The organism is Chitinibacter sp. ZOR0017 (assembly GCF_000799095.1).
Classification (GTDB): Bacteria; Pseudomonadota; Gammaproteobacteria; order Burkholderiales; family Chitinibacteraceae; genus Chitinibacter; species Chitinibacter tainanensis.
Genome location: NZ_JTLG01000021.1, coordinates 152,807 through 175,616, shown reverse-complemented (window position 1 = coordinate 175,616; position 22,810 = coordinate 152,807). Strand labels below are relative to the sequence as shown.

General features: G+C 52.0%; 24 protein-coding genes. 23 read left to right on the top strand and 1 reads right to left on the bottom strand.

What is annotated here, in order from left to right; all coding sequences use genetic code 11:
• Positions 1-302: 302 nt before the first annotated feature.
• A complete protein-coding gene (trxB, locus tag L991_RS07805; RefSeq protein WP_047393805.1) occupies positions 303-1,256 on the bottom strand; it encodes a thioredoxin-disulfide reductase in 954 nt (317 codons plus the stop codon).
• Positions 1,257-1,470: 214 nt separating this feature from the next.
• Between trxB and L991_RS07800 the strand changes: the two genes are divergently transcribed.
• The 23 genes from L991_RS07800 to L991_RS07690 all read left to right on the top strand — a co-directional run bounded on the left by L991_RS07800 (position 1,471) and on the right by L991_RS07690 (position 22,809).
• Positions 1,471-2,166: an ABC transporter permease gene (locus tag L991_RS07800; protein WP_156129022.1), complete on the top strand. Its 696-nt coding sequence runs from the start codon at positions 1,471-1,473 to the stop codon at positions 2,164-2,166.
• Positions 2,163-2,756, top strand: a complete 594-nt coding sequence (locus L991_RS07795; protein WP_047393802.1) for a hypothetical protein — start codon at positions 2,163-2,165, stop codon at positions 2,754-2,756. The genes L991_RS07800 and L991_RS07795 overlap by 4 nt, the downstream gene beginning before the upstream one ends.
• The gene (locus L991_RS07790; RefSeq protein ID WP_047393801.1) at positions 2,753-3,727 is read left to right on the top strand and encodes an MlaD family protein; all 975 of its coding nucleotides are present in this window, start codon (positions 2,753-2,755) and stop codon (positions 3,725-3,727) included. The genes L991_RS07795 and L991_RS07790 overlap by 4 nt, the downstream gene beginning before the upstream one ends.
• Positions 3,727-4,527: a hypothetical protein gene (locus tag L991_RS07785; protein ID WP_047393800.1), complete on the top strand. Its 801-nt coding sequence runs from the start codon at positions 3,727-3,729 to the stop codon at positions 4,525-4,527. Before L991_RS07790 ends, L991_RS07785 begins: the two co-directional genes overlap by 1 nt.
• A gap of 167 nt (positions 4,528-4,694) precedes the next feature.
• Positions 4,695-5,420, top strand: coding sequence for a 30S ribosomal protein S2 (gene rpsB / locus L991_RS07780; RefSeq protein WP_028448935.1), 726 nt, complete (start codon positions 4,695-4,697; stop codon positions 5,418-5,420).
• 94 nt (positions 5,421-5,514) lie between these two features.
• Positions 5,515-6,393, top strand: coding sequence for a translation elongation factor Ts (gene tsf / locus L991_RS07775; protein WP_028448936.1), 879 nt, complete (start codon positions 5,515-5,517; stop codon positions 6,391-6,393).
• 86 nt (positions 6,394-6,479) lie between these two features.
• Positions 6,480-7,199: a UMP kinase gene (gene pyrH, locus L991_RS07770; protein ID WP_034618698.1), complete on the top strand. Its 720-nt coding sequence runs from the start codon at positions 6,480-6,482 to the stop codon at positions 7,197-7,199.
• 93 nt (positions 7,200-7,292) lie between these two features.
• Entirely contained in the window at positions 7,293-7,850 is a 558-nt protein-coding gene (gene frr / locus L991_RS07765) for a ribosome recycling factor (protein WP_028448938.1), read from the top strand.
• Between the two features lie 95 nt (positions 7,851-7,945).
• Complete coding sequence (uppS, locus tag L991_RS07760; protein WP_197053845.1) at positions 7,946-8,632, top strand: polyprenyl diphosphate synthase; 687 nt, start codon at positions 7,946-7,948, stop codon at positions 8,630-8,632.
• Positions 8,625-9,446: a phosphatidate cytidylyltransferase gene (locus L991_RS07755; protein WP_047393796.1), complete on the top strand. Its 822-nt coding sequence runs from the start codon at positions 8,625-8,627 to the stop codon at positions 9,444-9,446. The genes uppS and L991_RS07755 overlap by 8 nt, the downstream gene beginning before the upstream one ends.
• Before the next feature lie 22 nt (positions 9,447-9,468).
• Positions 9,469-10,674: a 1-deoxy-D-xylulose-5-phosphate reductoisomerase gene (gene ispC, locus L991_RS07750; protein WP_047393794.1), complete on the top strand. Its 1,206-nt coding sequence runs from the start codon at positions 9,469-9,471 to the stop codon at positions 10,672-10,674.
• A 2-nt stretch (positions 10,675-10,676) separates the two neighbouring features.
• A complete protein-coding gene (gene rseP, locus L991_RS07745; RefSeq protein WP_047393793.1) occupies positions 10,677-12,020 on the top strand; it encodes an RIP metalloprotease RseP in 1,344 nt (447 codons plus the stop codon).
• 22 nt (positions 12,021-12,042) lie between these two features.
• Positions 12,043-14,337 carry an outer membrane protein assembly factor BamA gene (bamA, locus tag L991_RS07740; protein ID WP_047393791.1) on the top strand — a complete coding sequence of 765 codons (2,295 nt, stop codon included), beginning with the start codon at positions 12,043-12,045 and terminating at the stop codon, positions 14,335-14,337.
• Positions 14,338-14,348: 11 nt separating this feature from the next.
• Positions 14,349-14,837 (top strand): OmpH family outer membrane protein, encoded by a 489-nt coding sequence (locus L991_RS07735; protein WP_047393790.1) that lies wholly within the window; start codon positions 14,349-14,351, stop codon positions 14,835-14,837.
• Positions 14,838-14,839: 2 nt separating this feature from the next.
• Complete coding sequence (lpxD, locus tag L991_RS07730) at positions 14,840-15,886, top strand: UDP-3-O-(3-hydroxymyristoyl)glucosamine N-acyltransferase (RefSeq protein ID WP_047393788.1); 1,047 nt, start codon at positions 14,840-14,842, stop codon at positions 15,884-15,886.
• Positions 15,873-16,316, top strand: a complete 444-nt coding sequence (fabZ, locus tag L991_RS07725; RefSeq protein ID WP_255350775.1) for a 3-hydroxyacyl-ACP dehydratase FabZ — start codon at positions 15,873-15,875, stop codon at positions 16,314-16,316. The genes lpxD and fabZ overlap by 14 nt, the downstream gene beginning before the upstream one ends.
• Positions 16,317-16,325: 9 nt before the next feature.
• Positions 16,326-17,111, top strand: coding sequence for an acyl-ACP--UDP-N-acetylglucosamine O-acyltransferase (lpxA, locus tag L991_RS07720; RefSeq protein ID WP_047393787.1), 786 nt, complete (start codon positions 16,326-16,328; stop codon positions 17,109-17,111).
• A gap of 3 nt (positions 17,112-17,114) precedes the next feature.
• On the top strand, positions 17,115-18,287 hold the full coding sequence (lpxB, locus tag L991_RS07715; protein WP_047393785.1) for a lipid-A-disaccharide synthase: 1,173 nt from the start codon (positions 17,115-17,117) through the stop codon (positions 18,285-18,287).
• Complete coding sequence (gene rnhB, locus L991_RS07710) at positions 18,287-18,859, top strand: ribonuclease HII (protein WP_047393784.1); 573 nt, start codon at positions 18,287-18,289, stop codon at positions 18,857-18,859. Before lpxB ends, rnhB begins: the two co-directional genes overlap by 1 nt.
• An 82-nt stretch (positions 18,860-18,941) precedes the next feature.
• On the top strand, positions 18,942-19,802 hold the full coding sequence (gene motA, locus L991_RS07705; protein WP_028448949.1) for a flagellar motor stator protein MotA: 861 nt from the start codon (positions 18,942-18,944) through the stop codon (positions 19,800-19,802).
• 21 nt (positions 19,803-19,823) lie between these two features.
• Positions 19,824-20,714, top strand: coding sequence for a flagellar motor protein MotB (gene motB, locus L991_RS07700; protein ID WP_051258697.1), 891 nt, complete (start codon positions 19,824-19,826; stop codon positions 20,712-20,714).
• 2 nt (positions 20,715-20,716) lie between these two features.
• Positions 20,717-21,445 (top strand): class I SAM-dependent methyltransferase, encoded by a 729-nt coding sequence (locus L991_RS07695; RefSeq protein WP_052190722.1) that lies wholly within the window; start codon positions 20,717-20,719, stop codon positions 21,443-21,445.
• The gene (locus L991_RS07690) at positions 21,433-22,809 is read left to right on the top strand and encodes an HDOD domain-containing protein (protein WP_047393783.1); all 1,377 of its coding nucleotides are present in this window, start codon (positions 21,433-21,435) and stop codon (positions 22,807-22,809) included. The genes L991_RS07695 and L991_RS07690 overlap by 13 nt, the downstream gene beginning before the upstream one ends.
• Position 22,810 lies beyond the last annotated feature (1 nt).

Here is a 22,810-nt window from a genome sequence, read left to right as displayed (position 1 = left end):
GAAAACCAATACATCATGGCTGGAACAGCCCCGAGTACAGCTCAGTTAGCATGGCAATTATGGATGTCATTGCGATGACAGAACATCTTTTTTTGCTGGCTTTTTGTTCTGTGCAACAATCTTTGCGTAAGGTTTTGTTTTTGGCTGTAAGTGTTGTGCGTGGCTAGACCACTGCAGCTAAACATCCGGCCGCAAAAGAAAAACCCCGTTGCCGAGGCGAACGGGGTTTTTGATGGGTATTGCTCTCTAGGGCTTTTTCAGCTTGGCTTGGCGAGCAATACATGTGGCGGTATTGCAAGTGCTTAACGCAGGCTTTCCAGGAAGCGATCCGCATCCAGTGCTGCTTGGCAGCCGCTGGCGGCAGACGTCACCGCTTGGCGATAGATGTGGTCTTGCACATCGCCGGCCGCAAATACACCCGCTACGCTGGTGGCTGTGGCATTGCCATCGCGGCCGCCTTTGGTGATGATGTAACCAGTTTGGTCCATCTCCAGCTGGCCTTTGAAGATATCGGTGTTGGGCTTGTGACCAATCGCGATAAAGACGCCATCAACGGCGATCTCTTTGGTGGCTTCGCCGCCAAATTGTTTCAGCCGTGCGCCGGTTACCCCTGAGGCGTCGCCAAGGACTTCATCCAAGACTTGGTTCAGTTCCAGCGAGATTTTGCCTTCGGCCACTTTTTCCATCAGGTGATCGATCAGGATTTTCTCAGCGCGGAAGGTGTCGCGACGGTGAATCAGCGTGACGTGGCTGGCGATATTGGCCAGATACAGCGCTTCTTCCACCGCGGTATTGCCACCACCGACCACGGCAACCGGTTTGCCGCGATAGAAGAAACCATCGCAGGTGGCGCAAGCCGATACGCCGCGGCCTGCAAAGGCTTCTTCGGAGGGCAGGCCCAGATATTGCGCCGAAGCGCCGGTGGCGATAATCAGCGCATCGCAAGTGTATTCGCCCGAATCGCCAACGAGGCGGATCGGTTTTTCGCTCAGGTGTGTGGTGTGAATATGATCAAAGATCATTTCGGTACCAAAACGCTCGGCGTGCTTTTGAAAGCGGCTCATCAATTCCGGGCCCATTACGCCATCGGCATCTGCTGGCCAGTTGTCCACATCGGTGGTGGTCATCAATTGGCCGCCCTGGGCGATCCCGGTGATCAAAACCGGTTTCAGGTTGGCGCGGGCCGCATAGACGGCGGCGGTGTAGCCGGCCGGGCCAGAGCCAAGAATCAGCAGGCGATGGTGTTGTGTTGCCATGATGGTGTCCTTGTGTGTTGGTTCAATCGCTTCAGGTTTATAGTGGCACAGCGCGTTCAGCCTAGCGATGGCTAAGGGCGCAAGACCGCAAAAATGCGCATAGTGTAAAGCTTTGCGCGGTGACGTTCTATTCGTTTCTTGCTATCGTGCCGATAGTTTGCACGGCGGGCGCTGCGTGCGCCCAATAGCACTGAAGTGGGGATGAGGTGATGGTTTGAAAAGGTGGTATCGGCATTATTTACCCGCTTTTGGCGCATTAAGCCGGGCACCAGTGCGCTGTGTGTTGGCCAAACAGGTGTATTTCACCGCCAATGAGGCCGCGTGGCTGATGTTTTTGATTGGCTTTGCGCTGGGGGCGATTGTAGTTACCCAGCTGCATGGCCAGTATGGGCAAAGCCGCGATGCGGCCTTGCGCCTCTTGGGTTCGCTAACGTTTGGCGAGCTGGCGCCCTTGCTGACGGTCTTGATTGTGATGGCGCGTTCGGCGTCGGCGATTGCCATTGAGCTGGCCAGTATGCGGGTGAATGGTGAAGTGCGCGAGCTGGAGCGCATGGGTATTCCGATTCATGGCTATCTGGTCTTGCCCCGCGTGTTGGGGATGATGATTTCAGCCGTGTTGCTCACCGCCTGTATGGCGCTGGGGAGTATGCTGGGCGGGATGCTGGTGATCTCGGGTTGGGATGCCAGCTATCAGGTACTGGCGCTGGAGCGGATTGTGCGCTTTGGCGAGCTGGCGCTGTGCGTGGCCAAGGCGGCGAGTTTTGGTCTGGCGGGCGGTATTTTGGCCTGCCATGCGGGTTTGCGGGTGCAGCTTAATGCGACGGAAATCCCGCGTGCGGCATCACGGGCGGTGATGCGCGGCTTGTTTGCTTTATTTGTGCTGGATTTATGCTGGGTGGTGTTTAAATGAGCCGGCTATTTACTGGGCACGCCACGCATTGCTGGCAGTTTGCCCCCAATTTGCCGGAGGCGCGGGGGCATTATGCTTTTATCCTGCCCGAAGAAGATCAACATCCGGCACTGATTGATGCGCTGTGCCGCCACTATACAAACCTGTGGCGTGCGCCTTTGGCCTTGCTGGAAGCGCGGCCAGTGTTTGTCAGCAATTTACGGGTGTGGGAGAACATTATCCTGCCCACCTGGTATCACGCAGGTGCCCCGCTGGGCGAGCTGGATGCGCGGATGCAGGCGATGCTGGCCGGGCTGCAGTATGATGAGGCGGCGCTGCAGCGTGCTTTAGCGCAGCTGCCGGCCCAGCTCGATACCCCGCACCGGCGGCTGGCGGCTTTGCTGCGGGCCTTATTGCAGCATCCGCAGGCGGTTTTACTGGATGAGGCGTGGCTGGCGTGGTTAGCGCAATCGCGCGCGCGCGGCAGCTTATTATCGCAATTGTATGATCGGTATACGGCATTGGAGTATGTGTTTGTACTTTCCAATCATGAAGCCCCAGAGGGCTATACCCCCATTAGCTGTCGCTGGGTAAGTGAAGAATCGGCATGAAAAATCATCAATACTTAAAAGACAATGACCCTCGTTTTCACTGGCTGGGCTGGCGGGTGGGCGTGTTTGCGCTTGGCATCGCCATCTTGATCATTACGCTCTTGGCGGTATTGGCCGAGCGGCAAGGTTTATTTAACGCCAAAGACCGGCTGCATTTTGTGGCAGAAAGCGGCGCCGGGCTCACGCCTGGTATGCAGGTGCGCCTGTCCGGGTTTCGGATTGGTGTGGTCGATGAAGTGGCCCTGAATGAGCAAGCCAAGGTCGATGTCGAGCTCTTGATCGAGCAACGCTATATGAAATGGATTAAGACCGACTCGATTGCCATCTTGCAGCAAGATGGGCTCATTGGGGATCACTTTATCGAAATTAGCGGCGGCGGCGCCAAAACCCCGGCGATGCAGGAAGGCGGCGTGCTCAGCTTTGCGCCCGCGCTGGGTATTGCCGATATCGCGCTGGATCTGCGCAATCGGACCATGCCGATTTTTGAGTCGGTGCAGCAAACACTCGATTACATCAATGACCCCAAAGGGGATCTACGCCAAACCGTCCACAATGTGCAGCAGCTGACGGCGGAAGTGCGACAAACCCGGGAAAAGCTTGATCAAATTCTGGCGCATACCGACACCTTGCTGGATGGCGAGGCACGGCAAACCCTGCGTTCGGCCGATCAGCTCTTGCAGCGGGCGGATCAAATTGCCAGCGAAGTCGCGCAGCGCACGCCGCAGTTGCTGACGCAAACCGCTTCGCTGGTCGCTACCGCCAATGCTATCGCCCAAGATGCCAGTGCCACCATGAGTCAGGTGCGCCGCGTTACCGAACAGGCCGCACCGCAAATCCCGGGCTTGGTGCGCAACACCGATGGCCTGGTTCGCCGCAGTGAGCAAACGCTGCGCGCTGTGCAGCGAATCTGGCCACTGAGCCGTACGATAGAACAGGCACCCGTGGTGGTGCCCGCACCGGAGAGCCGCTAATGAACTCACGCTTGATGCGCCGAATGGGCGGCGCTTTGCTCGTTTCGGTATTATTGGCGGCTTGTGCGAGCAAGCCCGTGGCTGAATTACCCCCGCTACGTATGGCCGCACAAACGGCTCATCAAAAGGCTCTGGAGGCGATACGGCAGGGTGATCAACCCACTGCGGCTGAATTTTGGCAGCAGGCCTTAAGCTTGTATCAGGCGCAGGATGATTGGAGCGGGCAGGGCGCAGCGCGCTTGGGGTTGGCGCAGATTGCCTTGCGCAATCAAGCGCCGACTGAGGCGCGCGATTGGTTGGCGCCGATGCTGGTGCAAACGCAGTTTGACCCCGCGCTGCAGGCGCAGGCCCAGCTGCAAATGGTGCAAAGCTGGCTAAAGGCCGATGCCGGCGTGGCCGCCATGCATTTAATGGCAGCCGAGCAATGGTGCAAAAGCCAGTGTAGCTGGCGCTGGGCGGTGGCCAATCTGGCCACGCAAATTGCCTTGGCCAAGCAAGATTTCATGCGCGCCCGCAGCTTGGCTGAGGCCACTTTGGCGGCGATCCCCGCGAGCGAAACCGCCGAGCGTAGCCATGCGCACCGTTTGTTGGCCCAGGCCTGGTTGCCAAGTAATGCCACTCAGGCGCTGGCGCAGATTGAGGCGGCTTTGGTCTTGGATCGCAGCTTGGCGCGACCGGACTGGTTGCGTGAAGATTTGCTGCTGCGTTTACAGATTGCCAGCCAGCTTGAGCAGGCCGAGTTGATTAAAGACACGCAGGCGAGGCTCGATAGCCTTTGCGCCGCGGTGGTTTGCCGCTAAGCGGCTTGCCCGGCGCTGCAGTTAGCGGCTATAATCGTCGACTAGCTGTACAAATGGTTGTGCAGTAAATCTCCCGTTCGCGGCTCAGAGGTGTTTGTTGGGGTGTAAACCCTTAGCAAATTCCAGCGAACGGTAAGACCTTAACCCCTGAGACTTTGGAGAAATCAATGTCTGTTAGCATGCGCGATATGCTGGAAGCCGGCGTACACTTCGGCCACCAAACCCGTTACTGGAACCCGAAAATGGGCAAATACATTTTCGGCGCTCGCAACAAGATTCACATCATCAACCTCGAAAAAACTCTGCCAATGTTTGAAGATGCACTGAAATTCGTGCGTCAACTGTCTGCAAACAAAGGCAACGTTCTGTTCGTGGGTACTAAACGCGCTGCTCGCGAAATCATCGCTGAAGAAGCTGCTCGCGCTAACGCGCCTTACGTTGATCACCGCTGGTTGGGCGGTATGCTGACGAACTACAAAACCGTTAAGCAATCGATCAAACGCATGAACGACATGAAAGCTGTGCTGGAAAATGCTGAAGGCACTGGCTACGGCAAGAAAGAACTGCTGGACATGAAACGTGAAGTTGAGAAACTGGAGCGTTCACTGGGCGGTATCAAAGAGATGGGCGGTCTGCCAGACGCGATTTTCGTGGTTGATACCGGCTATCAAGCTGGTACTGTGGTTGAAGCCAAAAAACTGGGTATTCCAGTGATTGGTGTGGTTGATACCAACAACAGCCCAGACGGCATCGATTACGTTATCCCTGGTAACGATGACTCTTCTCGCGCCATCCGCCTGTACGCTCGTGCAGTGGCTGATGCTGTGCTGGAAGGCCGTAACCAAGCGACTCAAGCTCTGGTTGCTGCAGTTAGCGAAGCTGCTGCTGAGTAATCTAGCGCTAAAGCTAAACTCGCAAAAAGGGGCGTTTCGCCCCTTTTTTGTAACAATATTCCAATAGACTGAAATCCTCATTCAGGAGAAATTCATGGCTGCGATTACTGCAAAAATGGTCAGCGAACTGCGCGAAATGACCGGCTTGGGCATGATGGAGTGCAAAAAAGCACTGGTAGAAGCCGATGGCGACATCAAGAAAGCTGAAGAAGCGCTGCGTATCAAGTCAGGCGCTAAAGCGTCTAAGATGGCTGGCCGTACCGCTGCTGAAGGCGTGGTTAAAGCATTTATCGCTGATGACAAGAAAGTGGGCGCAATCATCGAAGTTAACTGCGAAACCGACTTCGTAGGTAAAGATGAGAGCTTCGGTGCGTTCGTGACTGCTTGTGCTAAAGCCGTTGTCGTTGGCAATCCAGCTAACGTAGAAGAATTGGCCGCTGTAGTGACCGATTCTGGCGAAACCGTAGAAGATCTGCGCAAAGCTATCGTGGCAAAACTGGGCGAGAACATGACTCTGCGTCGTTTCGTGCGCTACCAGACCGAAGGCCAACTGGCCGCTTACATCCACGGCGCGAAAGTGGGCGTACTGGTTGATCTGACCGGTGGCGACGAGCAACTGGGCAAAGACATCGCTATGCACATCGCTGCAGCGAAACCAAAAGCACTGGATGCTTCAGGTGTTGACGCAGAAGCGATCGAAACCGAGCGTCGTGTTGCGATCGAGCGCGCGAAAGAAGCTGGCAAGCCAGAAGCGATGCTGGAAAAAATCGCTGAAGGTACTGTGCAGAAATTCCTGAAAGACGTGACTCTGTTGTCACAGCCTTTCGTGAAAGATGACAAAGTAACCATCGAGCAACTGCTGAAATCAAACTCAGCCGCTGTAAATGCATTCGCAACTTTTGTAGTTGGCGAAGGCATTGAGAAGAAAGTGGTAGATTACGCCGCTGAAGTTGCTGCTGCTGCACAACTGTAAGTCTGTACTAGACTGAAATGAACGCCGCGCCCTTGGTGCGGCGTTTGCACGACCACGCCCGAGTTAACACTACATAGGAACAAGATATGAGCCTGCCTAAAAAATATAACCGTATTCTGTTGAAACTCTCCGGCGAAGCTTTGATGGGGGATGATAGCTACGGCATTAACCGTGCCACCATCGACCGGATCGTGCAAGAAATCAAAGAAGTGGTTGATCTGGGTGTGCAGGTGGCGGTGGTGATTGGCGGCGGGAATATTTTCCGTGGCGTAGCGCCTGCAGCCTCAGGTATGGATCGTGCCACAGCCGATTATATGGGTATGCTGGCCACCGTGATGAACGCGCTGGCCCTGCAAGACGCAATGCGTCACGCTGGGATTGTTTCGCGCGTACAGTCTGCCCTGACTATCCAGCAAGTGGCGGAGCCTTATATCCGCGGTAAAGCGATTCGTTACCTCGAAGAAGGTAAAGTGGTGATTTTTGGTGCCGGTACTGGTAATCCGTTCTTTACCACCGATACTGCCGCCGCCCTGCGCGGGATGGAAGTCGGTGCAGATATCGTGCTGAAAGCCACCAAAGTCGATGGCGTTTACACTGATGATCCGAAGAAAAACCCGGATGCGGTGCGTTATCACACAGTGACGTTTGATGAGGCAATTGGTCGCAATCTGAAGGTAATGGATGCCACTGCCTTTGCCTTGTGCCGCGATCAGAAGATGAATATTTGTGTGCTGAGCATCTTTAAGCAAGGCGCGCTTAAGCGTGTGGTGCTTGGGGAAGACGAGGGTACACTGGTACACTGCTAAGATTGTATCGAACTCATTGCAACGGGCGGGTATAATCCCGCCTGTTTTTTTATTGCCGCCTTAACTGAAGACGTGTTGTAGAGGTAAGTTGACATGATTGCTGATCTGAAAAAAACCACCGAAGAAAAAATGCAGAAAACCGCCGAGAAATTGCGGACGGATTTGGCGAAAGTACGAACTGGCCGCGCGACCACTGGCCTCTTGGATCACATTCAGGTTGAATACTATGGCAGCCCCGTACCGGTGAATCAGGTAGCCAATATCACCTTGATCGATTCGCGTACGATTGGTGTGCAGCCATATGAAAAAACCATGGTATCGAAAGTCGAAAAAGCGATCCGTGATAGCGATCTGGGGCTGAACCCAGCTTCTCAGGGCGATGTGATTCGCGTGCCGATGCCCATGCTGACCGAAGAGCGCCGTAAAGACCTGATCAAAGTGGTGCGTAGCGAAACGGAAGACGCGCGCGTTGCCGTGCGTAATGTCCGCCGTGATGCCAATGATCAACTCAAACGTGCCGTGAAAGATAAAGAAGTGTCGGAAGATGATGAGCGTCGCGCACAAGACGAAATCCAGAAGCTGACCGACAAATACATCGCCGAGCTGGATCGTCAACTGGCCGATAAAGAAAAAGAGCTGATGACTATCTAAGAAAGGCAGTAAACGTGGCTTTGTTTAATCGCGCAAGCGAGCAGGAACCTGTCGATATCCGGCAGGGCAAGCTACCCCAGCACATTGCCATCATCATGGATGGCAATGGCCGCTGGGCCAAAAAACGCATGATGCCCCGGGTGTATGGACACAAAAAAGGCGTCGATGCGCTGCGGGAAGTAATTCGGGCTTGTGATGAGCTGAAAGTCGGTTATCTGACCGTATTTGCGTTTTCGAGCGAGAACTGGCGCCGACCGGCCGAAGAAGTTTCCTTCCTGATGGGGCTCTTCTTGCAGGTGCTCAATAGCGAAATCGAGCGCATGCAGCGCAACAATATCCGCCTCAAGATCATTGGCAGTCGTGAGAAGTTCTCAGCCGAGCTGGTGGCCATGATTGACGATGCTGAGCGCAAAACCGCCGCTAATACCGGCCTTTGCCTAACTATTGCCGCCGATTATGGTGGCCAGTGGGATATTACTCAGGCAACCAAAGCGCTGCTACGCCACGCCCCGGAAAAGCTGGAAAGCTATACCCCCGAAGATCTGATTCCGTATTTGGCGATGAATTATGCCCCGGATCCTGATCTCTTTATTCGCACCGGTGGTGAGCAGCGGATCAGTAATTTCCTGCTCTGGCAGCTAGCTTATACCGAACTCTTCTTTACTGATTTGGCCTGGCCAGAATTTGGCCGCGCCGAGCTATTTGATTCGATTGCCTGGTATCAGCAGCGCGAGCGCCGTTTTGGGCGAATCAGTGAGCAATTGAGCGAAGACAATGCTTAAATCTCGTATTTTAACGGCCTGTGTACTATTTCCATTGGTGGCGGCGGCGCTGTTCTGGCTGCCTCCACAGGGTTGGAATTTGTTTTGCGCAGGTTTGTTGGCGGTGGCCGCTTGGGAGTGGCAGTCGCTCTCTGGGATGAAAGGCTGGTTGGCTCGCATCTATCCGGCCTTGGTGCCGCTGGTGTTTTTGCTGGCATGGTATGGCCTACCAGGCATGATGCGGGTGGGGCTCTTGTATGCCGCTGCGGGCTTCTGGGTGCTGATCGTGCCGGTATGGCTGCGCAAAAAATGGGTATTGCAACAGGCGGGTAACCTCAATGCTTTGCTGGGTATGGCGCTGCTAGTACCGGCGGCAATGGCAATGATTGTCTTGCACCCAGACGGTATTACTTTGTTGGCCGTATTCATGGTGGCTTGGATTGCCGATACCTTTGCGTATTTTAGTGGTAAGGCATTTGGCAAACACAAACTGGCGCCGACCATCAGCCCCGGTAAAAGCTGGGAAGGGGTAGTGGGCGGTACGCTGGCGGTGATTGTGTATGTACAACTCTTGCCTAAGCCATTTGCCTTGTTGGTGGGCTCGCCTGAGTTTGATTCCCCATTGTCGCAAGCCGCGCTCTGGCTCTTGATTGCACTCCTGCTGACCGCAGTAAGCGTCATGGGTGATTTGCTAGAGTCACTCTTTAAGCGCCAAGCGGGCATTAAAGATAGCAGCCGTCTACTGCCAGGGCACGGCGGCGTGCTGGATCGTATTGATAGCTTGCTGGCGATATTGCCGGTTAGTGCCGCTATCTACTTATTAAGTTCTATTTGAAATTTGCCTTAGTAGGAACGCTATGTCCGTCGGACCGCAGAATGTTTGCATTCTTGGTGCAACTGGCAGCATCGGTCAAAGTACCCTTGATGTTATTGCCCGTCATCCAGAGCGCTATCGTGTGTTTGCGATTAGTGGCGCCACGCAGGTAGAAAAACTCATCCAAATTGCGTTACAGCATCATCCTCGTTATCTGGTGGTGCTGGATGCCGCTGCTGCCACCAGCATTGCAGCTGCACTGAAGGCGGCGCACTGCCTCACTGAGGTGTTGTGCGGGGCAGATGCCTTGATTGCGATTGCTACTGCGCCCGAAGTTGACGCAGTGATGGCTGCGATCGTTGGCGCGGCCGGTATGCCAGCAACCTTAGCAGCGGCCAAAGCTGGCAAGCGCATTTTGCTGGCCAATAAAGAGACTTTGGTCTTGGCTGGTCGTCTGTTTATGCAGGCCGCTTCCGCCTCGGGAGCGGTACTGCTGCCGATTGATAGTGAGCACAACGCTATATTCCAGTCTTTGCCAGAAAGCTACCGCGAGCATCCCTACCAGCAGTCTTTGACTACTGCCGGAGTCGATAAACTTATCCTGACGGCTTCTGGCGGGCCGTTCCGCACCCGGCCTGCAGAAACGCTGGCGAGTATTACACCAGCAGAAGCGGTAAAACACCCAAATTGGTCCATGGGGCGGAAAATCTCGGTGGATTCCGCCAGCCTGATGAATAAAGGCTTGGAAGTTATCGAGGCGCACTGGTTGTTTAATGCGCCGGTAGCCCAGATTGAGGTGATTGTGCACCCACAAAGCGTCATTCACTCCATGGTGCAATATCGCGATGGCTCGGTAATGGCCCAGCTGGGCACGCCGGATATGCGTACACCGATTGCCTATGGCCTAGCCTACCCTGAGCGGATCGCAGCCGGCGTGAAGCCACTGGATTTACTCAGTATTGCCCGTTTGGAATTTGAAGCGCCAGATCTAGAGCGCTTCCCCTGCTTGGCCCATGCGTTTGCTGCCATTGCGCAAGGTGGCGCAACTCCGGCCGTACTGAATGCGGCCAATGAGGTGGCAGTGGAGTATTTCCTTGCGGGTGCCATCCGCTTTACGCAGATCCCTGAGCTGATTGCCGCCACGGTGGAACAGTGCCACGCCGTGAGTGATGAATCACTAGAAGCCTTGCTGGCGGCCGATCAACTGGCGCGTAGCACTGCGCTGCAGCTGATTGGACGCTGGAGCTAAGTATGATTACCCTGCTTTCCTTTGTTCTGGCAATTGGTCTACTGGTATTTGTCCATGAGTACGGTCATTATTGGGTTGCCAAGCGATGCGGGGTGGGGGTATTAACTTTTTCGATTGGTTTTGGGCGTCCAATTTGGCAGTGGCAGCGTGGTGAAACCACTTGGCAGATTGCTTTAATCCCATTGGGTGGTTTTGTCCGGCTGATGGATGAGCGTGAAGCGCCGGTCGAGGCCGGTCAACGCCAGCGCGCCTTTAATCGGCAGGCGCCTTGGAAAAAAATCGCTGTCGTGGCCGCTGGGCCGCTGGCAAATTTGATTTTTGCGGTACTGGCTTTTTCGCTCTGCTATTGGCATGGTGTGCCGACCATGCAGGCGCGAGTTGCCATGGTGACACCTGCCAGTATTGCCGCGCAGGCGGGCTTAGTCAGCGGCGATAAGGTGCTGGCCGTGGCCGACCAGCCGGTGGCCACATGGGAGCAATTACAAATTGCGCTGTTTGCCGAGGCGGGGAATGAATCGGTTGCGCTTAAAGTGCAATCACGAGCAGGTGGCGAGCGAATGATCGACTTGCAGCTCAGCAAACTGCCCCGCGAAGAGTTCGATCAGCAACTATTACTGCGCTTGGGTTTGAGCCCATTTGCACTCTTGCCGGTGATTGAAGAAGTGCAGGCTGGGAGTGCCGCGGCACAAGCTGGATTGCAAGCCGGTGATCGTATCGTGCAGATTAATGGACATCTGGTTGCAGATTGGTCTGCCGTGCAATCGGCAGTGAAATCCAGCGCTGGACGCCCTTTGAACCTGCGCGTTGACCGCCAAGATCGGCAATTGCAATTTCAAGTGACGCCGGCCATGGCGACCCAGGCCGATGGCTCGTCGCAGCCAAGACTGGGGATCTCGCCGCGGGCAGATGCAGCCTTTAATCAGCAGCAACTGGTGCAGGAGCAATACGCTATGCCCGCCGTGCTGTGGGTGGGCGCTGAAAAAACCTGGCAAATGTCACTGATGACGGTGCAGATGTTCGGCAAAATGCTGGTGGGCACGCTTTCTCCAAAGCAAATCAGCGGCCCGCTTGGGATTGCCGAATACGCCGGCCTAAGTGCGCAGCTAGGGTGGCTGGCCTATTTACAGTTTTTGGCGCTGATTAGCATAAGCCTTGGCGTATTGAATCTGCTGCCCGTGCCAATACTGGACGGTGGGCATTTGCTGTATCATAGCTACGAATTACTAACGGGTAAGACTGTGTCTGTAGCGCTCACGGAATGGCTGCAGCGCATTGGTCTTGCCTTGTTACTCACCCTTATGGCCGTGGCATTGTTTAATGATGTCACTCGGTTGTTGCTTCATTGATCTGCTTGCATAGACGATAAACATGAAATTGAAACCGATGTATATGCTGCTCACCGCGGCACTCACTACTGTGTCGCTGAATGCTTGGGCATTTGATGCCTTCACTGTGCGAGATATCCGCGTAGAAGGTCTGCAGCGCACTGATGCCGGTACGGTATTCAATTACTTAGGCGTTAAAGTGGGCGAGCGCTTTGATGATGCAAAAGCCAGCGAAGCCATTCGCAGCCTGTTTGCGACCGGTTTTTTTGATGATGTCCGGATCGAAGCCGAGCAAGATGTGCTGGTAGTGACCGTGGATGAACGGCCTACGATTTCACAGATCAATATCAATGGCGCCAAACTGATCGAAAAAGACCAGGTTAAAACCGCCTTCAAATCACAAAATCTAGCTGAGGGTAAGATTTTTCAGCAAGAAGTGCTGACTAACGCCATCAATGAATTAAAGCAGCAATACTACGCACGCGGGCGCTATACCGTTGAGCTTGTGCCGACGGTAACCAAGTTGGACCGTAATCGAGTTGGCATTCAGATCGACATCAAAGAAGGCGATGTCGCCCGCATTAAAGGGATCAACTTTGTTGGCAACACCGTTTATACCGACAGCGACTTGCAGAACGCGATGTCACTGACCCTGGGTGGTTGGATGACGTGGTATACCAAAACCGACCAATACTCCAAGCAAAAGTTCGGCGCAGATCTCGAAGCCATTAAGTCCTTATATCTTAACAATGGCTATCTGAAATTCAATATCGAATCAACTAATGTCTCTTTGTCTGAAGACAAGATGGATGTGTTCCTCACCGTAAATATTCGTGAAGGTGAGCAGTATAAGGTGGCCGGCTCAGGTTTGATCGTAACGGCGCCGGAGTTTCAAGAGGCTCTCAAACCAGCTTTGGCGCAACTCACCGCTGGTGCAATCTATTCGCGAGAATCGGTCAATAAGGTAGCTGCTGAGATTTCAAATCAACTTGCCAATCAGGGCTATGCGTTTGCCAATATAAACCCTGTCCCTGAAGTGGATGATGAGAAGAAAACGGTCCAGATTAACTTTATGGTAGACCCAGGTAAGAAAACCACGGTGCGCCGAATTAATATTTCCGGCAATACGATGACACGGGATGAGGTTATTCGTCGTGAATTACGACAGATGGAGTCTGCTGAGTATGATCAGTCCAAAATCAAACGTTCCAAGGAACGTTTGCAACAATTGGGCTTTTTTTCCGAAGTAAATATTGAAACTCCGATTGTACCTGATGCGGTTGATCAGGTTGATATGAATGTCATTGTTGCAGAACAGAAAACTGGTAATTTCAACTTCGGTGTAGGCTATGGCCAGTCGGATGGGTTGTTATTGCAGGTGGCGGTGGCCCAAAATAATTTCTTAGGTACTGGTAAGCGTTTTTCTATTGAAATGAATACCAGTAAGTCACAGCAAGCATATTCAGCTTCAATGAAGAATCCATATGCGACTACGGATGGTGTGAGTTTTGGTTGGAGTCTTTATCAGCGTAAAACAAACCCAGATGAGCTTGATTTAGGTGATTATTCAACCGATGCCAAAGGTCTGAACTTAAGCTTTGGGATGCCAACTAGTGATTATAATTCGATTGGTTTGGGCGTTGGTTATGAAAACCTTAAGATTATGACCAATTCAAATTCACCTCAGTACGTGCATGATCATGTCAAGAAATATGGTTCAACATCGGATACATACTCATTAACTGCCAGTTGGGCTGCAGATGGACGTGATTCGGCGATATTTCCTTCTTCCGGTTGGTATCGCCGTGTGAATCTGGAGCTATCTACTCCTATTTCTGATATTGCTTACTATAAATCAACGGCGCAAAGCCAATTCTTTTACTCTTTCGGTGCAAAAAGTCCTGTGACATTCATGTGGAATGTCGAGTTAGGTTATGGTGATGGCTATGCTGGTGATGAGTTGCCATTCTATAAAAACTATTATGCCGGCGGTGTGAATTCGGTGAGGGGCTTTAAGTCATCTTCATTAGGTCCTAAGGATGAAAATGGTGACGCGTTGGGTGGGACTTCCCGATTTGTGAATAACTTTGAGTTCTACGCGCCGCTTCCAGGGATGAAAGATGATCGTTCAATGCGGCTTAGTGCATTCTTTGATGTGGGTAATGTATGGGATGATGCTCATGCGTTTGACTTTGGCGATTTAAAGTATTCAGCGGGTATTGGCTTTACCTGGATTGCACCTGTTGGACCTATTAAGCTGATTTGGGCAAAACCAATCAATGCTAAAGATGGTGATAAGACCCAGTCTATTCAATTCCAGCTTGGGCAGGTGTTTTAAGGATTGTGACTATGAAAATGTTTAAAGTACTCATTGCTACTCTTATGGCAATCTTTGCTACTTCAGCTATGGCTGATGTTAAAATAGGTTTTGTTGACACCCAAAGAATCTTGCGCGAAGCCTCTCCGGCCGTGCGGGCGGCAAAAAAAATTGAAAAAGAGTTTGAGCCTCGCCGAGTAGAGCTGCAAAAAATTTCAGTTCAGGGCAAGGCGCTGCAACAGTTGCTCGACAAAGGGGCTTTGCCTGAAGCAGAGAGAAGAGTTAAAGAACGTGAACTTTTAAAGCTAAATCAAGATTTTCAGCGGATGCAGCGTGAAATTAATGAAGACTTGAATGCAAGAAGAAACGAAGAATTGTCAGGCTTGCAAGATCGGGTCAATTCAGCTATCCGATCTATTGCAGAGTCTGAGAAGTTTGATGCTGTTTTCCAAGATGCAGTTTACAGAAATCCACGCTTGGATATTACTGACAAGGTATTGAAGCTGCTGGTAGATAAATAATCATGAGTTTAATTAGATTGTCCGCGTTAGCTCAAATGATTGGTGGCGTATTGGTAGGGGCTGATAGGGAAGTTACGGGTGTGGCCTCCTTGAAAAGCGCAGATTTACAGCGTTTAGTGTTTTTGTCTGACCTTAGAAAGAAACAAGAATTAATTGCGTCTAAAAGTAAAGCGGTGATCGTTAAAACTAACGAAGGCTTGCCGGTAGATGTTAGCTATATTGTTTGCTCTAACCCTGCGTTAGCTTTTGCTAGAGCCTCGGCCTACTTTAACCCACTGCCAATCAGTAATAATCGCGTTCATCCTAGTGCAGTGATTGCCGAAGATGTTGTGCTTCCAGTTGGTGTAGAGGTTGGTCCGCATGTAGTTGTTGAGCCCGGTGTCAAACTCGGAGAGTTTGTCCAACTGAAAGCTGGGGTGTTTATCGGTTCTAACTCCAAAATTGGGTCTAATACAATAATCTACCCACGAGCAGTCATTTACGCTGACTCGGAGATTGGTGAACATTGTGTGATTCACTCCGGTGCAGTAATTGGCGCAGATGGCTTCGGTAATGCTTGGGCTGGAGATCATTGGGAGCGTATTCCCCAGATCGGTAGAGTCATTATTGGGGACAATGTAGAAATTGGTGCTAACACAACAATTGATCGCGGTGCACTTGATGATACGGTGATTGAATCAGGCGTGCGTTTAGATAACCAAATTCAGGTCGCACACAATGTCAAGATTGGGCGAAACACTGCGATTGCTGCTTGTACTGCTATCGCGGGTTCTGCCGAGATAGGCCGTAATTGTATGATTGGTGGTGGTGCTCTCATTGCTGGGCATCTCAAAATTGCGGATGGCGTTACTCTTCTTGGTGGGAGCGGTGTGCCATCGAGCATTCACGAGCCTGGCGTGTATGCTTCAGGTGTGCCCGTCGTGCCGCATGCCGATTGGCTGAAAAATATGGTGCATCTACGTAAGTTAGATGGAATTGCAAAACGCTTAAAACAACTTGAGAAACAGGTTGCAAAACAGGGACAGGAAGAACAAAGTGACTCCAATTGAAATCAATGAAATTATGCAGCATTTGCCACATCGTTATCCATTTCTGTTAGTGGATCGCGTGCTGGAATTGGAGCCAGGCAAGTCGGTTAAGGCAATTAAAAATGTGACGATTAATGAGCCATTTTTTCAGGGGCATTTTCCAGGTTACCCGGTAATGCCTGGTGTGCTAATTCTGGAAGCCTTGGCTCAGGCCGCTGGCGTTTTGACTTTCAAAACGATTCAGCCGCCGCCTTCGGCGAATACCATTCTGTTTTATGCTGGCATTGACAATGCACGATTCAAACGCCAAGTGGTGCCTGGCGATCAGTTGATCCTGACTGCTGAGATTACCAAATCAATGCGTGGTATTTGGAAGTACACAGCGAAGGCCTATGTGGGTGACGAGCTAGCTTGTGAAGCTGACTTGATGTGCGCACAACGCGAAGTTTAATGAGTGGGTATGCAGAATAACAGTTTGATTCATCCACTGGCCTTGGTTGACCCCGCGGCGCAAATTGATCCAAGTGTCCGGATTGGCCCTTTTACGACGATTGGTCCCAACGTAAAAATTGGTGCCAATACGATTATTGATTCGCATTGCAATATTGCGGGATACACAACTATTGGTGAAGGCAACCGGTTTTATTCATTTGCTGCGATCGGTTGTGACCCGCAAGACAAAAAATTCGCTGGTGAACCCACCCAGCTAGTGATCGGTGATAAGAACACCTTTTTCCAGAGCGTCACTGTTTCGACTGGGACAGCTCAGGATTCAGGTGTAACTACCGTTGGTAGTCATAATTGGGTGATGGCCTATGCCCACATCGCCCATGATTGTGTGGTTGGCGATCACGTAATTCTTGCGAATGGTGCAACGTTGGCCGGTCATGTGCATCTAGGTAATCACGTTATTCTGGGTGGGCTCACTGCGGTTCACCAATTCTGCACGATTGGTGCCCATGCCATGGCTGGTGGCGGTTCGATTATTGTGCAGGATTTACCTCCATTTGTGATGTGCGAGGGTAATCGTGCTGTCGCACGAGCCTTCAATCTAGAAGGTATGAAGCGTCGCGGTTTCACCGAAGCAGGCATGAAAGCAGTCAAGGCAGCTTATAAGCTCTTGTATCGCAGTGGTTTGGCTTATGATGAGGCCGTCTCGCAAATCACTCTGTTGGCTGAGAGCGAACCTGCTCTCAAAGACTTCATTGACTTTTTTGCGCGTTCAAAACGCGGCATTGTTCGTTAATCTATGTCAGAGTTTCAATTCAGCCCTGGTGCGTGGCCCAAAATTGCAATTGTTGCTGGCGAGGCATCAGGCGATACCCTTGGTGCATCTTTAATTGATGAAATAAAAGCACTTTACCCAAATGCTGAATTTTGGGGAGTGGCGGGTCCGAAGATGCAATCCTACGGCGCCCGAACGATTGAGCCGCTCGAGACTCTGTCGGTAGGTGGCATTGTCGAGGTTTTGAAGCATTTGCCTGAATTGCTGCGCTTACGCAAGCGCCTTGTTAAATCCTGTCTTCATGCTCGGCCCGATTTATTTATCGGGATTGATGCGCCTGATTTTAATATCGGCTTGGCGCGGCGCCTAAAAGCGCGTGGCATTAAAACAATGCATTATGTCAGCCCTTCGATCTGGGCATGGCGCCCTGAACGCATTAAAAAGATCAAGGCGGCAATTGATCATATTTTATTGTTACTGCCCTTTGAAAAAGAGATCTACGATCAAGCTGGTGTTGCCTCTACTTATGTTGGCCATCCTTTGGCTGACCAAATGGCAGTGCAGATCAACGTGCCAAATGTTCGCGAAGTACTGAATTTGCCAGCCGTTGGTGAAGTTATAGCAATTCTGCCGGGTAGTCGGCAGCGCGAAGTTGCCGCGCTAGCAGAATTGTTTATCGATACCGCGCTTGTTTTGGCCGAACGCTTTCCCAAGATTACGTTTCTGGTGCCATTTGTTAGTCGTGAAACTCGGTTGATTTTTGAGCAGACGATGTGGCGAAAAGGGGCGCAAGAGCTGAATTGGCGTCTTATGTTTGGTCACTCGCATGAAGCGATGGTGGCTGCTGATGCAGTTTTATTGGCTTCAGGCACCGCTGCGCTTGAAGCGATGTTGGCGAAAAAGCCAACCGTTGTGGCATATCGGCTTTCTAATTTAACTTACAAGCTGGTGAAGCGGAAGTACCTACTACCCTATGTCAGCTTGCCCAATATCATTACCAAACGATTTGTCATTCCAGAGTTTTTACAGGATGAAGCCACGGTAGAGAATCTAGCTCAATCGATGAGTAATTATCTTTTGGATAAGTCCCTTAGACAGCAAGTTGAGCAAGCATTCACCGATTTACACGTGGGCATGCGCTGCAATGCTGGCGCTAAAGCCGCCGCCGCAGTTTATAAAATGTTAGGTAACCGTTAATGCTCTGCGGTGTGGACGAAGCAGGCCGTGGACCATTAGCAGGCTCCGTGTTTGCTGCGGCGGTTATTTTGCCGGATGGTTTGCAAATTTCAGGGCTAACCGATTCTAAAAAGCTAAGTGCTTCAAAACGCGAAGCATTGGCAGTTCAGATCAAAACGCAGGCCGTTGCTTGGTGTGTTGCAGAGGCCTCGGTGGCCGAAATTGTTGAGCTTAATATTCTGCAGGCCACGATGCTGGCTATGCAGCGCGCCGTGGCAGGTCTGGGTGTTTTACCGTCAAAGGTGCTGATCGACGGAAATCGTGTACCTAAACTAACCATGCCCGCCGAAGCTATTGTGCAAGGCGATGCTAAAGTGCAAGCCATTTCTGCGGCCTCGGTATTAGCCAAAGTGGCCAAAGACAGCGAAGCGTTAGCGCTTGAGCAGCAATTTCCCGGTTATGGCTTTGCTAAGCACAAAGGCTATGGCACCGCCGCGCATCTAGCTGCGCTCAGTCGGCTTGGTGCCTGCCCCGCACATCGCTCCTCATTTGCGCCTGTGCGTGCACTATTGCGACAGGGTGTCTTGTTTTAACGGAGTAGGGCTTGTTCACTGCAATGCACAACTCTAATATGAAGATGCAGTAAAACTATAACCTCGGCAAGGGCAAAATCGGATGTTTGTAATTCTCGGTTATGTATTCATGTGTACCTGTATTCTGGGTGCATATGCATGGCATGGGGGCCACTTGGGGGTTCTATGGCAGCCATCGGAAATCGTGATCATTTTTGGTGGTGCGATCGGTGGGATGATTGCCGCTCAGGGTGGTAAAGGGATGAAAGCCTTCGTAAAAGCCCTGCCAACCGTATTTAAAGGCTCGGCATACTCCAAGGCCTTTTATATGGATTTATTTGCCTGCATGTTTGAGTTGCTGGCAAAAGTTCGTAAAGAAGGTCTGATGTCGATTGAGGGTGATGTTGAAGACCCCCATGCGAGCCCCATCTTTTCCAAATACCCCAAAGTTTCGCACGATCATCATGTCACTGAGTTTATTTGCGATTACCTACGCTTAATGGTCGGCGGAAATCTGAATCCGTTTGAAATTGAAAATCTAATGGATGTCGAGATCGATACTCACCATCATGAAGCGGAAGGTCCGGCCTCGGCGATGGCGAAGTTGGCCGATGGTTTGCCGGCATTCGGTATCGTAGCCGCGGTAATGGGGGTAGTACACGTAATGGGCTCCCTGCACTTGCCACCTTCTGAGCTGGGTAAATTGATTGGTGCCGCGCTGGTGGGGACATTTATGGGGATTTGGCTGGCCTACGGTTTCGTCGGCCCATTGGCGACGGTGCTTGAAGGCAAAAATGCTGAAATGCACCAGGTACTGGTCACAATCAAAACGACCTTGCTCGCCAGTCTGAACGGCTACGCACCACAGGTGGCTGTTGAGTTTGGCCGTAAAGCACTAAGTTCAACCGAGCGGCCATCATTCAAAGAGCTGGAAGAGTTTGTTAAAAACGCCAAAGGCAAGTAACGAGCGAAATAGGTTGCAAGCATGAGCGATGATTCCCAGCGCCCCATAGTTGTAAAAAAAATCAAAAAAGGCGGTCACGGGCACCACGGTGGGGCCTGGAAGATCGCCTATGCCGACTTTGTAACCGCAATGATGGCCTTCTTTCTGCTGATGTGGCTACTGGGATCGGTATCGAAGGGTAATCTTAAAGGCGTATCAGATTACTTTGCGAATCCCTTAAAAGTAGCCAATGCGGGTGGTGAAGGCTCTGGTTCATCCGATAGCGTAATCCAAGGTGGCGGCAATGACCTCACCAAGCAAGCAGGTCAGGTCAAGAAAGGCGATCCACCATCGCAGACTGAGGCCGCTAAAGATAAGCGCCGGCTGAATGAGTTGAAACAGAAATTCGAAGCCTTGATGGATAATAAAATCAAGGAAAACTCCGAGCTTGCCAAATACAAAAATCAGCTCAAATTAGATATGGTGGCCGAGGGGCTACGCATTCAGATTGTGGATGAGCAAAATCGCCCCATGTTTAAATCGGGCAGCTCTGAGCTTGAAACCTTTGCCCACGGCATTTTGCAAGAAATCGCCCAGCTGCTCAATGAAGTGCCTAATGCAGTTTCTTTATCCGGGCATACTGATAGCAGTAAATTTGCCGGTGGCGCCGCGGGGTTTACCAATTGGGAACTCTCGTCTGAGCGCGCAAATGCCTCCCGCCGCGAATTGATTATTGGTGGTTTAGATCCGGCGAAAATTCTGCGGGTGAACGGCTACGGGGATGTCATTCCGCTGGATAAAGACAATATCTATAATCCGATCAACCGGCGCATCAGCATTGTGGTGCTCAATAAAGAGGCGGAAACCAATATCCGTGAACAAGCCGGTGATCAGGCCGAGGCACCTGGCGAAGCTGCTCCTGCGCCGCAATAAACATGCGCAATCTTCTTACTAATCGCTGGGCGCGTTTCGTCATCATCCAGCTGATTACCTATTTGTGCCTGCTTGTATTGCTGGCTGCGCATTTGCCAAGCCTATTGGCACTCGGGCTCGCCCTGGTGGTGGCGTATTTCCTTGCCAGCCGCTATTACGCTGAACCTTGGTGGCGCTGGATACACCTGCTGTTTTTACCGCTCATATTCATAGCCCAATTACTGGAGTTGCCAGCCTACATGTACTTGCTGGCTTTGGCGGTGAGCTGGTTTTTATTTGGAATGGCGGCGCGTACCCGAGTGCCGGTGTTTCTGAGTGAACAAGCGGTGCTGCAAACCTTGGCGCAAGAGCTGGCGCTCAATAGCCGTTTTCTGGATATAGGCGCAGGCAATGGCCGCGTACTGGCCTTTCTGGCTAAAGAGCGCCCTGATTTACAGTTATTTGGTACCGAGATTGCCTGGCCCTTATGGTTATTTGGCAAGCTCACGCTGCCCAGTCGCGTGAAATGGTGGCGTCGGGATTATCGCCAGCTCGACCTTTCTGACTATGATTATGTGTACGCCTATCTTTCACCGGCGGTGATGGATGACGTCTGGCAACAAGCACAAGAGCAAATGCAGCCGGGTAGCTGTTTGCTCAGTAATTCATTTAGCACGGCGTATGCCGAGCCAAGCCGCACTATCCCGCTTAACGACTGGAAAGATGGATCATTATTGATATGGCAACTGTAGCCGCTGCTACCAGTGCTTGGTTTGCCAAGCCACTGCCCATTATGCAAGCCTCGCGCAATCAGATTGCCGGGATGGCCAAGCGCGCTGATCGGGTCAAGCCGGCGGAGCTCGCCGATGTCGTCTTGCAAGATCCACTGTTTACTGCGCAGTTATTACGTCTGGTTAATGATCGGGTGAAGGGCGGCTTAACTGCCGATATCGCTTCCGTTGAGAGTGCTATCTTGCTGGTTGGGGTTGAGCCATTTCTGGAGCGTTTTAGCCGCCACGCCACTCTCGAAAGTGTCTTGCTGCCAGATGGCCAGCAAGAATATGCCTTACTGCAAAAATGGGTGTTTCATGCCCAATTGCTGCGCCGGGTAGCCCGCGATCTGGCAGATCAGCGCTATGACGCCAAAGTGCATGAGGTGCAGGCCGCTGCGCTATTACTCACTTTGCGCGCTATTTTGCCTTTAATGGCCAAAGTGCTCGATCCGCAGCACAGCCAGCAAGCGGTCGATATTCCGGCGTTATTACAACATTGGCAATTTCCGCCGGTGGTGATTGAGCTTGTTGGTGAAATGACTGCACCAACGCCACGCTATGTTTTGTTCAAAGCCATGATTCCAGTGCTCGAAAAGCTCGAGAACGGATGGTGGGATCCGGATATCCAGTCCCAGCTCGCGACAATGGCGACGGTATTGGGACAGGAAATCGGCGAAGTTTGGAATACCTTGTGCAAATGTATCGTGCGGCAAACTCGGCGGTTGCCGGCCAATGCCCCGTTTTATTCTTCAGCCCGTTGGCTGGTGATGCAGCCGGGTGAATGGCCGCAAGCTGCGCAGGCGGCTGCACCGGCAAGCGCAGAGCAGGGCAAAGATATCCTAGTAGAGCGCATGCAGGCGCTGCATCTGGCAGGTTTGCAAGGTGCACCGACCAATCAAGTGATGTCGCTGGCGATCCGCGCCTTGGCCGAAGGGCTGGGTTTGCGGCGGATCGCTTTTGCTTTGTTTGTGGCGGCGGAAAATAATCTGCGCATGCGCTATGTGCAGGGCGAGCATACCGAAGGGCTGCGTCAGCTGGTGATCCCCTTGCAGGAGCAACATCTGTTTACCCGTCTGCTGCAAAAACCCGCTTCAATCTGGCTCAACAGTGGCAACTTGGCGCAGTATGTGCCGCTGTTGCCTATCCAGTTTAGCGAGCAGCTGGGGGCTGATCAGTTTGTGGCGATGTCGATTTTCGTGAGCGATAAGCCCGTTGGGTTGCTGTATGCCGATGCTGGCGGCAATCAGCCGGTGAGCGACTTTCAATATCAGCACTTTAAACAAATTAGTACCCTCACCAGCCGGGCTTTGGCGCATAATGCCCGCCGTCGTCACACCGCGTAAT

Excerpts from the sequence above, each read along its gene's own strand:
- trxB (WP_047393805.1), bottom strand. The coding sequence starts at position 1,256 with ATGGCAACACAACACCATCGCCTGCTGATTCTTGGCTCTGGCCCGGCC.
- lpxB (WP_047393785.1), top strand. The coding sequence starts at position 17,115 with ATGTCAGAGTTTCAATTCAGCCCTGGTGCGTGGCCCAAAATTGCAATT.
- bamA (WP_047393791.1), top strand. The coding sequence starts at position 12,043 with ATGAAATTGAAACCGATGTATATGCTGCTCACCGCGGCACTCACTACT.
- rpsB (WP_028448935.1), top strand. The coding sequence starts at position 4,695 with ATGTCTGTTAGCATGCGCGATATGCTGGAAGCCGGCGTACACTTCGGC.
- L991_RS07690 (WP_047393783.1), top strand. The coding sequence starts at position 21,433 with ATGGCAACTGTAGCCGCTGCTACCAGTGCTTGGTTTGCCAAGCCACTG.
- motB (WP_051258697.1), top strand. The coding sequence starts at position 19,824 with ATGAGCGATGATTCCCAGCGCCCCATAGTTGTAAAAAAAATCAAAAAA.
- L991_RS07755 (WP_047393796.1), top strand. The coding sequence starts at position 8,625 with ATGCTTAAATCTCGTATTTTAACGGCCTGTGTACTATTTCCATTGGTG.
- L991_RS07790 (WP_047393801.1), top strand. The coding sequence starts at position 2,753 with ATGAAAAATCATCAATACTTAAAAGACAATGACCCTCGTTTTCACTGG.
- pyrH (WP_034618698.1), top strand. The coding sequence starts at position 6,480 with ATGAGCCTGCCTAAAAAATATAACCGTATTCTGTTGAAACTCTCCGGC.
- L991_RS07795 (WP_047393802.1), top strand. The coding sequence starts at position 2,163 with ATGAGCCGGCTATTTACTGGGCACGCCACGCATTGCTGGCAGTTTGCC.
- frr (WP_028448938.1), top strand. The coding sequence starts at position 7,293 with ATGATTGCTGATCTGAAAAAAACCACCGAAGAAAAAATGCAGAAAACC.
- uppS (WP_197053845.1), top strand. The coding sequence starts at position 7,946 with ATGGATGGCAATGGCCGCTGGGCCAAAAAACGCATGATGCCCCGGGTG.
- ispC (WP_047393794.1), top strand. The coding sequence starts at position 9,469 with ATGTCCGTCGGACCGCAGAATGTTTGCATTCTTGGTGCAACTGGCAGC.
- lpxA (WP_047393787.1), top strand. The coding sequence starts at position 16,326 with ATGCAGAATAACAGTTTGATTCATCCACTGGCCTTGGTTGACCCCGCG.
- tsf (WP_028448936.1), top strand. The coding sequence starts at position 5,515 with ATGGCTGCGATTACTGCAAAAATGGTCAGCGAACTGCGCGAAATGACC.
- rnhB (WP_047393784.1), top strand. The coding sequence starts at position 18,287 with ATGCTCTGCGGTGTGGACGAAGCAGGCCGTGGACCATTAGCAGGCTCC.
- L991_RS07785 (WP_047393800.1), top strand. The coding sequence starts at position 3,727 with ATGAACTCACGCTTGATGCGCCGAATGGGCGGCGCTTTGCTCGTTTCG.
- lpxD (WP_047393788.1), top strand. The coding sequence starts at position 14,840 with ATGAGTTTAATTAGATTGTCCGCGTTAGCTCAAATGATTGGTGGCGTA.
- motA (WP_028448949.1), top strand. The coding sequence starts at position 18,942 with ATGTTTGTAATTCTCGGTTATGTATTCATGTGTACCTGTATTCTGGGT.
- rseP (WP_047393793.1), top strand. The coding sequence starts at position 10,677 with ATGATTACCCTGCTTTCCTTTGTTCTGGCAATTGGTCTACTGGTATTT.
- L991_RS07695 (WP_052190722.1), top strand. The coding sequence starts at position 20,717 with ATGCGCAATCTTCTTACTAATCGCTGGGCGCGTTTCGTCATCATCCAG.
- L991_RS07735 (WP_047393790.1), top strand. The coding sequence starts at position 14,349 with ATGAAAATGTTTAAAGTACTCATTGCTACTCTTATGGCAATCTTTGCT.